Raw genomic sequence first — 9804 nt, 5'->3', positions numbered from 1 at the left:
TCGAAAGGCCGATGTGTCGAACCCCAGCCGGTCGGCCGGGGCCAGTAGGTAGCACTCACCTCGACTTCGTCCATCGGCGTCCCTCGGTCGGTGTCGTCCCCTTTGGACTGAGGAGCCGAGCCTGCGAGCTCGATCTTGCTGGCCGTGTTTGCCGAGGCAGCGCTGGCACCGACCATGCCGCAAATCAAGGTCCAGCGGCAGACGCCCAGCAGCGCGTTGCCCAGGATCGAGCGCCTAATTTGATTGAAGGCGTTGCCCTGATAGGAGACAGCTAGGTCAGCAACGAGCGGTTTTGAGCGATTTTTCACAGTGGTAGCCAGGTTGAAGTTTGAGAGTGCTTGAGCAAGCGAAGGCAATCCGCACGACCCTAGATCGTGCAGGCGGCTTGATCACAGAGAGGAAGAATTGGAGAGTTCCGACCGAGGTCTGGTGGGGCCGAGTTCGGGAGAGACTCAAGCCATCGGCAACGCCGGCTCAAAAATTCGGCGTGAATGCTATGTGATGGGGGGGGGTAACGCAATAGCATCCGGGCGCTTTTTTGTGTGAACTAGTTCACACCGGATTTCCGCGACGCTAGACGGCTAGCAGGATCAGGGCGGGTCTTGGCGTCTTGGCCGGCCAACCAGGCACACGGCCAGGTCATCGAACCCACAACATACGGTTTCGCCACCAGTCGCAACCTCACTTGCGACCCACGACAATCGCAAAGCAAACGATCAAAGTCGCGCGCAGAAATCTCGCTACCGACGCGGGTTGAGAAGCAGTTTGGCGGGCCCTGGCGCCCTGGCCCGCCGAATAGGACGACATTGGGAATTTCGCCGTCGCCGAACAGGGGCACGATACAGTCAAACCAATGCTAGCACAGCATATAGTTTCATCATTGGTTGATGACAAACTGCAGCGGGTAGCAATCATGAGGCAGCCGGTCAATGACGCGCGTTGGCTTGCTGGCATGCGCAACAGATTCGCCGAGCAGAGATATCACCACCGACGTGCGTTGAGAAGCAACATGGCAGGTCAAGACCTGAGGTCTCCCCACCTTTTTCTTGGCCGTTTGCTGGGCTTCGCTGCGCTCAGCGCCAGCCTACGAGGGCGCTTTCGCGGCGTTGAGTGCGACCGAGCCTGAGTCAATCGGGTCCCGTGGGAATGCGGCACGTGAGGGACGAAAAGCCCGAAGGGACGCGCACACGATGTGCGCGTGTTTCGCCAGTACAAAGTAATGTGGCTGTCGAAACCCGGCCCTCGCGTGCGAACCTGGAGGGCAGGAGCCCGGAAGGCGCGTTCACTGGGTGGCTTCTTTGGGCCACACTTTCTTTGGCAGCAAAGAAAGGTGGCTCGGGCCGCCCGAAGGGCGGAACGAAACGCTCTTGCTTGTGGCTCTGCTTTAAATGATTGAACTGCCTGCTAGTTTTGTGGGGAGACCTTAGCTCAAGACGCGCCCAACGCCACCAGCTTTAACCCGCCGATCAGTCGGCGGGCACACAACGTTCCCGCGCCCAGTCGCGCAGCCACTGCACTTTCTCGGCCATCAGTACCGACAGCGGCCGCGTGGCGCGCAGGGCGGCGAGCAGGGGCGCCTGCCCCAGCGGTTGATCGGCGGCGTAGGTCTCGTACAGGGCAGCGACGATGGCTTGCTCGATTTCGGCGCCGGAGAAGCCCTCGCTGGCGGCGACCAGGGCCGGCAGATCGAAGCGCTCGGGGGCCAGCTCGCGGCGGCGGAAGTGGATGCGAAACGCCTCGGCACGGGCGTCGGCGCCGGGCAGATCGACAAAGAAGATTTCGTCGAAGCGGCCCTTGCGCAGGAACTCGGGCGGTAGCTGGTCAACCGCATTGGCGGTGGCGACCAGGAATACCGGCCGTTTGCGCTCACTCATCCAGGTCAGCAGGGATCCGAGCACGCGACGGCTGACGCCATCGTCGCTGTTTGAGGTGGCCAGACCTTTTTCGATTTCATCGCACCACAGCACACAGGGTGCCATCGCTTCGGCGGTCTTCAGTGCATCGCGCAGATTGCGCTCGGTTTCACCGTGATACTTGTTGTACAGCGCACCAAAATCGAGTCGCATCAGGGGCACACCGAAGCCGCCGGCGATGGCCTTGGCTGCCAGACTCTTGCCGCAACCCTGCACGCCGAGCAACAGCACGCCGCGCGGCGGATCAAGTCCCTTCGGCGCCTTGCCGTCGACGAACAGGGCGCGGCGCTGGGCAATCCAGTGTTTCAGCTTGGCCAGGCCGGCCACCTCGCTGAACTCGCTGGCATCGGGTTCGTAGTGCAGGATGCCGTCGCGGCCGAGCAGGTCGAACTTGGCTTTCTGCGCCTCGCGCACATCGGCTTCGCCGATCTTGCCGTCGGCATGGATCAGCTGACGCACGATCTTGCGCGCATCGATCAACGACAGGCCCAACAGATGGCGGATCAGGGCGCGCTGGGCATTGCTGTCCACATCCACCCGCCGCCCGCTGTGTTCACGCGAATAGGCGAATGCCTCCTCGCGCAGCAGACGCATCAGGGTTGCTTCGTCAGGCAGGCGCATCTCGAAGCGGGTCACCAGATCGGCCAGCTCCTCCGGGATCTCCACCTTGCTGCCGACCAGCACCACGCACTGCGCGGCCCCGGCCTGCGCCATCGCCACCTCACGCACCCGGCGCAGATTGCTGGCATAGCGCAGGTAGGGGCTGAAATCGAACAGCAGCCAGATACCGCGCTGCGGATGGCGATACATCCATTCCAGCACCTGGCTGGAATCATTGCAGGGCGGCGTTTCCTCGTCGTCGATGTCCAGCCGCTTCAGGCCATTGGTGATGCTCCATTGCCACAGCGGCCGGAACAACTCCCCCACCACACGGCGAAAAGCGTCGACCAGCAGCTTTTCTTCGCTGGTTTCGATGACTATCAAGGGCGCGCCAGAGCGCACCAGAACAGCAATATCGTGGGCGTCGAACATGATCTGTCGGGGTTGAACCTGAGCAAGAGAATAAGCCGAGCAGGCCAGTGACGGCAGCTAGACTTAGCCAATCGACTATCATCGGTGCTCTGCGTGACCTGATTCACACCGATCCCACCGTCGAGCCCAGTGCTCGGTCGCCGCTGCGAGGAGTCGCCATGAGCAAAGCGCTTGGATGCTGGTCCCTACTGTCCTTGGCCCTGCTGTATCCGCTGTCCGGCTCGGCCAGCCCGGACGCCTTCAGCAAGGCGTTCAATCACGGCGCCGCGCTGAGCTTCCCGGCGCTGGACCTCGAAGCGCTGTCGAAGCAGGACGAAATCACCGACAAGATCGCTGGCCTGCCCTCGCGCTTCGCCGTCGCCCGCAGCGTGCAGGGCGACACCGAATCGCTGGGCCAGTGGCAGCTGCTCGACGATGGCCGCTGGCAGTGGCGGCTGACGGTGAAGGCCGAAGCCGCGGTGCATCTCAATTTCGGCTTCGATCGCTTCAACCTGCCGGACGGCGCCGAGCTGCGCATCGTCGGCAATGAGGGCAAGGATGTGCTCGGCCCCTACACCGCCGCCGACCGACTGGCGCATGGCCAGCTGTGGACACCGGTGCTGGCCGGCGAACGCGCCCTGATCGAGCTGAGCCTGCCGGCCAAGGCCGAGCCACACCATGTCGATTTGCATCTACAGCAGGTCAACCAGGGCTATCGCGGCTTCGGCGAGGTCGCCAAGGAGTGCAAGTCGGGCAGCTGCAATACCGATGTCGCCTGTCTGGCCAGTACCGATCCATGGAATCAGCCGCGCCGCGCGGTGGGCGCGATCACCGTCAACGGTACCGATACCTGCACCGGCTCCTTGCTCAACAACACGCGCAATGACGGTCGCATGTTGTTCGCCACCGCCACCCATTGCCAGATCAGCAACAACAGCGCAGCCGCTGCCACTCGCGTGTACTGGCGCTATGAATCGCCGACTTGCCGCACGCCGGGCTCCGGCGCCAGCGGCACCGCCCTGCCCAAGCCCAGCGATCGCACCACCCAGGGATTGAGCTTTCTGGCCGCCACCAACAATCCGTTCGCCGCCGCGGGCGTGGCTGGCAGCAAGTCGGACTGGACCTTGCTGGAGCTGGCGACACCGCCGGACGGCAACGATTTCCAGCTGTACTGGGCCGGTTGGGATCGCTCGCCGCCGCCGACCACCTGTTCGGTACCGAGCACACCGGAGTCGACCGTCGGTCTGTGCGCATCGATTCATCACCCGAATGTCGACGAAAAGCGCATCACTTTCGTGCAGTCGCCGATGACGCTGAGTGCGATCGCCGGCGCCAGCGGCGTGCATTGGCGCGCCGACTGGGATCAGACCCCGCCGATTCTGCCCAATATCCAGCCCACGCCCAGTAGCCTGCCGCCCAGCGTGACCGAGCCTGGCTCCTCCGGCTCGCCACTGTTCAACGCACAGCGGCGGATGATTGGCGTGTTATCGGGCGGCGCCTCGTTCTGCGGCGCCGGCCCGGCCGATCTAAATGACGATTACGGCGGCCTGTTCCATGCCTGGGATGGGCTGGGCAGTGCGAACACGCGGATGCGCGACTATCTCGATCCGCTGGGTGGCAATCCGATGACGATCGATGGCCTTGATTCGGCTGCGCAACTGAACGTCACGCTAAGTTCGCCGGCCATCACCACGCCGCCGGCCAGCGGCGAGCTGTTCACGCTCAATGCCAGCGCCAGCGGCGGCCGCGCCCCCTATACCTATCGTTTCGACACCGATAGCGACGGCCTGTTCGATCGCGTCAATAGCAGCGGCAGCTTGTCGCTCAGCTTCCCTGCCGGCGGAGCACGCTTCATCACCGTCAGCGTGCTTGACGCCGACCAGCTGCTGGGCGGCGCCAGCGCCACCATCAATGTGCGCGGCGCCAGCATCAGCGCCAGTCAGAACGGCGCCTTGAGCCAGGTCTGCGGCAACAATGACAGCATCATCGACCCCGGTGAGCACTGGCAGGTGCCGGTGCGAGTCAGCAACAGCGGCCAGGGCGGCTTCAGCAGCGGCCACGCGCTGTTTGCCAAGGGCGGCGGCAGCGCCAATCTCGAAGGCGTCAGCAACAGTTTCGGTCATCGTGTGCAGAGCGAAGGCTGTTCCTACAGTTTCATCGACATCGCCAGCGGCGCCAATGCGGTGGCGGCGCTGGGCCTGAGTGATTCTGACGACGGCCGGGTCAACAACGCCATTGCCCTGGGCGGCAGCGGCATCACCCTGTACGGCCAGCGCTATACCCAGGCAGTGATGTCGACCAATGGTTACATCTCGTTTGCTGCGTCGGAATCCGGCGGCGATTTCAGCAACAGCTGCGATGGCGCCTTTGGTAACGGTTCGGTCGGACCGCAGATTCGCCCGCTGCATGATGATCTGGTGGTCAGGGCCGGCGGCGGCCTGCGCTACCGCTATTTCGCCACCTGTCCGCGCGGCGCCGAAAGTGCCAATGCCGGCGGCTGCCATGTGTTCCAGTGGACCGGCGTCGGTCAGTTCTCCACCGGTGGCACGGTCGGCAACGCCGAGTTCCAGGCCGTGGTCTACGAGACCAGTGGCCAGATCACGTATCAATACCGCACCACGCTGAACGACGGTGGCGCCTCGGCCACCATCGGCCTGAATGATGCCGACGGTAACGATCCGCTGATCGCGCGCTGCAATCAGGCCGCGGCCAACGCCAGTTCGGCACTCTGCCTGTACACGCCGGAGGCCCTGCCGGCCGGCTCGCCGATCCAGGTCACCCAGGCAGTGCAACCGCTGGGCAATCTGGCCGCCGGCGCCAATACCACAGTGAATGTACCGTTCTATATCGCCCCGACCGCCGGCTGCGGGGCTGCCATCGAACTGCAGCATATCGCCAGCGTCGACGCCACCAGTGCCAGCGCCAATCGCAGCACGGTGCTGCAGACCAGCACCGGCGCCAGCTGCAATGCGGTCACCCTGTGTGAGCCGCTGACCACCGGCACGCCGCCTCCGCCGCCGCGCCGAGGCCTGTATTTCAATGCCCTGCGTCCCGGTAATGGCGTCAATGGCTACTTCTATCCCGAGTTCGGCGATGGCAGCAATCGGCAGCTGTTCGGCGGTCTGTGGTACACCGCCAACCCCGATCGCAGCTCGATCTGGTATCAGCTGCAGGGCCAGGTCGACTTCTTCGGCGGCCAACTACCGATCGTGCAATACCGCAATACCGCCGCGCCGAACGGCTTCGCCACCAGCACCACCGAGGTCGGCCAGGCCTGGGTCGGGGTGATCGATCCGGACAGTCTGATTCTGGCCTGGGCCTTCAACGACGGTCGGGTCGGCGCTGAGCGGATCGACTCGATCGGGCTCAGTTTTGCCCCCAGCAGCAATAACCACACCCAGGCCTGGTTCAACCTGGGCGAACCCGGCTGGGGCAACGCCATCGAAGGCCTGGACGGCACCGGCAACCCGGCCGGCTTTGAGTTCTTCGCCACTTACATTTACGACAGCAGCGGCAATCCGCGCTGGCTGAGCGGCGACAAGAGCACCTGGGGCAATGGCACAATCAACCTGCTCGACTACGCCATGCACTGCCCAGGCTGCGCCTTTATCGACGGTGCCTTCGGCCTGGGCAAGGCTGCGGGCAACATGAGCATCAACTACGACGCGCGAAACAGCGCTACCCTGAGCACCAGCATCCAACTGCCCTCGCCCTTGTCGGGCAGCTGGAATCGCAATCAAATCAACATCATTCCTATCGTCGATCCGGTGCCATGAACGAAAGCCTGAGAATCACCCTGTTGCGTCATGCCCACGCCGCGCCGGCCGGTCCCGGACAAAGCGATGCCGATCGCAGCCTGTCACCGACCGGCGAAGCCGAGGCCGAAGCGGCGGCACGCTGGTTAGCCGCCCGGCCGCGTCCCAGGCGGGTGCTGTGCTCGCCGGCACAACGCACCCGCCAGACCCTGGCCCTGGTTGAGGAAAGTCTCGGCTTTATCGACACCCGCATCGAGCCGGATATCTATGAAGCCACGCCCGGCGCCCTGCTCGAATTGATCGACCGCCATCGCGAGGCCGGCGAGATCCTGCTGGTCGGCCACAACCCGGGCTTTGAAAGCCTGGCCGCCCTGCTGGCCACTGGCCAGAGTGGCGACCACCGCGGCATGCCGCCGGCCGGCATCGCCGAGCTGGAACTGGCCGCCGGCGCCGAGCTGGAACCCGGGGCGGCGCGGCTGGTGGCGTTTTGGTCACCCTGAGCGGTCGATTGCGGTGCCCCTATCGCTGGTTGCTCGGCCTGCTCTTGGCCTGCACGGCATTGGGTTCGGCGCAGGCCAGCGAGCTGTTGGGTCAGATCGAGCCGGCATTTTCCCGCGCCGAGTTCTCCCTGCGCGTGCTCTGGGTGCGCAAGCTGGAAGGCCGCTTCGAGTATATCCAGGGCTCGATCTCCCATCCGGCACAGGCCGATCGATTCGATGTCGATGTCCGTATCGCCGCGCAGAGCCTGCAGATGCGCAACCCGGACCACGTTGAGTGGGCCAAATCGGAGGAGTTCTTCGACGCCCTTCGCCATCCGTGGATTGACTTCCGCGCCCGTGGCGCCCCACGCAGTCTGTTGACCGAAGGTGGCGAGCTGCTCGGCGAACTCAGCCTGCGTGGGGTAACTCGGCCGGCACGCTTCACCCTACTGCCAGCGCCCTGCGATCGGCCCGGCCTGGACTGCGCGGTGCAGGCCCAGGGCGAAATCGAGCGCAGTGAGTTCGGCATGACCGCTCGCCGTTGGGCGGTATCCGACAAGGTCAAGCTGGCTTTCAGCTTTCGGCTCAAGGAGCCGCGCGACTCCTGAGTTCGCGCGCGGCAACCTCTGGTTATGCAGCTACGCTTGATCGATCACCAAGGCAGCGCCCGCGGGTTCCTGTGCATGCTGCTGATCAGTCTCAGCGCCTGCATGCCGAGCCGACGCGATATCCGCGAGGCCCAGGCCTTGGTGGCGGCCGAGCAGGAGACACAGCTGACCTGTCAGCGCGAAGATCGCTGCGCCCTGCCCTCACCTTTGCTGCAGGCGCTCGAATCGCCGCCGAAGGAGCAGCCTGCGCATTTTGTCAGCCTGATCGAGTATGGTCAGGATGCCCTGCTGGCCCGCGTACACCTGATTCGCGCGGCCCGGCGCAGTGTCGATCTGCAGAGCTTCATCTTCACCGAGGACGACAGCGGCACCCTGCTCATGCGCGAGCTGATCGCCGCGGCCCGCCGTGGGGTGAAAGTACGTGTTCTGGTCGATCAGCTATTCAGTGCCGATGACCCCTCCCGCCTGGCCCAGCTGTCGCTGCTGCATCGCAATCTGGAGATTCAGCTCTACAACCCGACCTTCGGCGAGGCCGAAACCGGCAAGCTGCAGTTCGTTGCCGGCATCGTCTGCTGCTTCACCCGCTTCAATCAGCGCATGCACAATAAATTGCTGCTGATCGACGGCGTCGTGGCGATCACCGGTGGTCGCAATGTGCAGAACCGCTACTTCGATTGGGGCAATGACTACAACTACCGCGATCGTGACCTGCTGATCGGCGGCCCGGTGGCCAAGGACATGCAGCGCAGCTTCGAGCAGTTCTGGGCGCACCGATTGAGCGTACCGACGGCGGCACTGCGCGATGTCTATCGCGAGCTACGCCGTGGCCGGCCGCTGGATCTGCGCCAACCCGAGCTGCAGCGTGCCGATCGCATGCTGGATATTTCGGCCATGGCCGACAGCGCCACAGTGGTTCGCGATCGACTGCAGAGGCAGGGCCTGTGGGTCGGCGCGGTGGAATTCCACTCAGACCAACCCAACAAGCCGTTTGAGCGACGCACCGAGGCAGAACTGGAAGTCAGCGCAAGGCTACGTCGTCTGCTGGCAGATTCCAGGCAATCAGTGGTGCTGCAGACGCCTTATCTGGTGTTCTCCAAGGAGGCACGACGGCAGTTCCGTCGTCTGCAACAACGCGACGATCCACCCGAGATCACTATTTCCACCAACAGCCTGGCCGCCACCGACGCCTTCCCCGTGTACGCGCTTTCGCACAAGTACAAGCGCCGCTACCTGCGCGAGTTCGGCTTTCAGATCTTCGAGTACAAGCCGTTCCCAGCTTACGCCCCGATCGAGGTCGAAGCCGGTCGTCCCTTCGACGCCGAAGTGCTGGGCGCCTATGCCACCGAATCGCGTCGGGTGTTCGGCTCCTCGCGTGGCCCAGGCCGCCAGCGTGGCCCCTTGGCTCTGCGCCAGGCCGGTATGCGCGTCGGACTGCATGCCAAGTCGATGGTGGTGGACAATGAGGTCGCCGTGGTCGGCACGCATAATTTCGATCCGCGCTCCGATCAGCTCAACACAGAAAGTTTCGTGCTGATCCGTGACGCCGAATTCGCGCGCCTACTGCAGCGCGTCATTCTGCGCGACACCGCGCCGGAAAACGCCTGGACCATTGCACCGCGCCCCAAGCCGCGGGTGTTGTCCGGGCTCAACTACTCGCTGGGCAAAGTATCCGAGGCGCTGCCGGTATTCGATATCTGGCCCTGGCGCTACGCCACCAGCTGGGAACTGAAGCCGGACTGCCAACCCATCCCCTACCGCGACCCACGGTTCTATGACTGCTATGTCGCGGTCGGTGATTTCCCGGAAGTCGAACTCGGCGGCAAATCGCTGTCGACCCGCATTCTCACCGCCTTTGGCGCCGGCCTGTCGCCGATTCTTTAGCCCGGATATTTCATGAGGGGGCGCGGATGATCAGCGAGGACTTTGCGTCGAGTGCAAGGCGCGACGAGCCCAAGTGGTGGGCCCACTTGGGCGAGATCGGGACGCAGTCCCGCGCAGCTGCGACAGCAGCCGACCGAGCGTAGCGAAGGCGCAGGCT

General features: G+C 64.1%; 6 protein-coding genes. 4 read left to right on the top strand and 2 right to left on the bottom strand.

Annotation, left to right across the window (positions count from 1 at the left end; translation table 11 throughout):
• Together IFO71_RS22100 and IFO71_RS20795 are read right to left on the bottom strand one after the other, a co-directional pair.
• Positions 1 to 308, bottom strand: a 308-nt coding sequence (locus IFO71_RS22100; protein WP_225444842.1) for a hypothetical protein, incomplete at its 3' end; no start/stop codon positions are given.
• A gap of 1158 nt (positions 309 to 1466) precedes the next feature.
• A complete protein-coding gene (locus IFO71_RS20795) occupies positions 1467 to 2945 on the bottom strand; it encodes an AAA family ATPase (protein ID WP_192031610.1) in 1479 nt (492 codons plus the stop codon).
• Positions 2946 to 3103: 158 nt separating this feature from the next.
• Between IFO71_RS20795 and IFO71_RS20790 the strand changes: the two genes are divergently transcribed.
• The 4 genes from IFO71_RS20790 to IFO71_RS20775 are packed head-to-tail and all read left to right on the top strand — an operon-like array spanning position 3104 to position 9647.
• On the top strand, positions 3104 to 6700 hold the full coding sequence (locus IFO71_RS20790; RefSeq protein WP_192031609.1) for a hypothetical protein: 3597 nt from the start codon (positions 3104 to 3106) through the stop codon (positions 6698 to 6700).
• On the top strand, positions 6697 to 7179 hold the full coding sequence (locus IFO71_RS20785; protein ID WP_192031608.1) for a SixA phosphatase family protein: 483 nt from the start codon (positions 6697 to 6699) through the stop codon (positions 7177 to 7179). The genes IFO71_RS20790 and IFO71_RS20785 overlap by 4 nt, the downstream gene beginning before the upstream one ends.
• Before the next feature lie 8 nt (positions 7180 to 7187).
• A complete protein-coding gene (locus IFO71_RS20780) occupies positions 7188 to 7766 on the top strand; it encodes a YceI family protein (RefSeq protein ID WP_192031607.1) in 579 nt (192 codons plus the stop codon).
• A 36-nt stretch (positions 7767 to 7802) separates the two neighbouring features.
• Positions 7803 to 9647 carry a phospholipase D family protein gene (locus tag IFO71_RS20775; RefSeq protein ID WP_225444841.1) on the top strand — a complete coding sequence of 615 codons (1845 nt, stop codon included), beginning with the start codon at positions 7803 to 7805 and terminating at the stop codon, positions 9645 to 9647.
• The last annotated feature ends 157 nt before the right edge of the window (positions 9648 to 9804 follow it).

This window comes from Pseudomarimonas arenosa (genome assembly GCF_014841215.1).
Taxonomy (GTDB): domain Bacteria; phylum Pseudomonadota; class Gammaproteobacteria; order Xanthomonadales; family Xanthomonadaceae; genus Pseudomarimonas; species Pseudomarimonas arenosa.
Note: the sequence above shows the minus strand (reverse complement) of the source record. Positions and strands in the feature narration are given on the sequence as shown.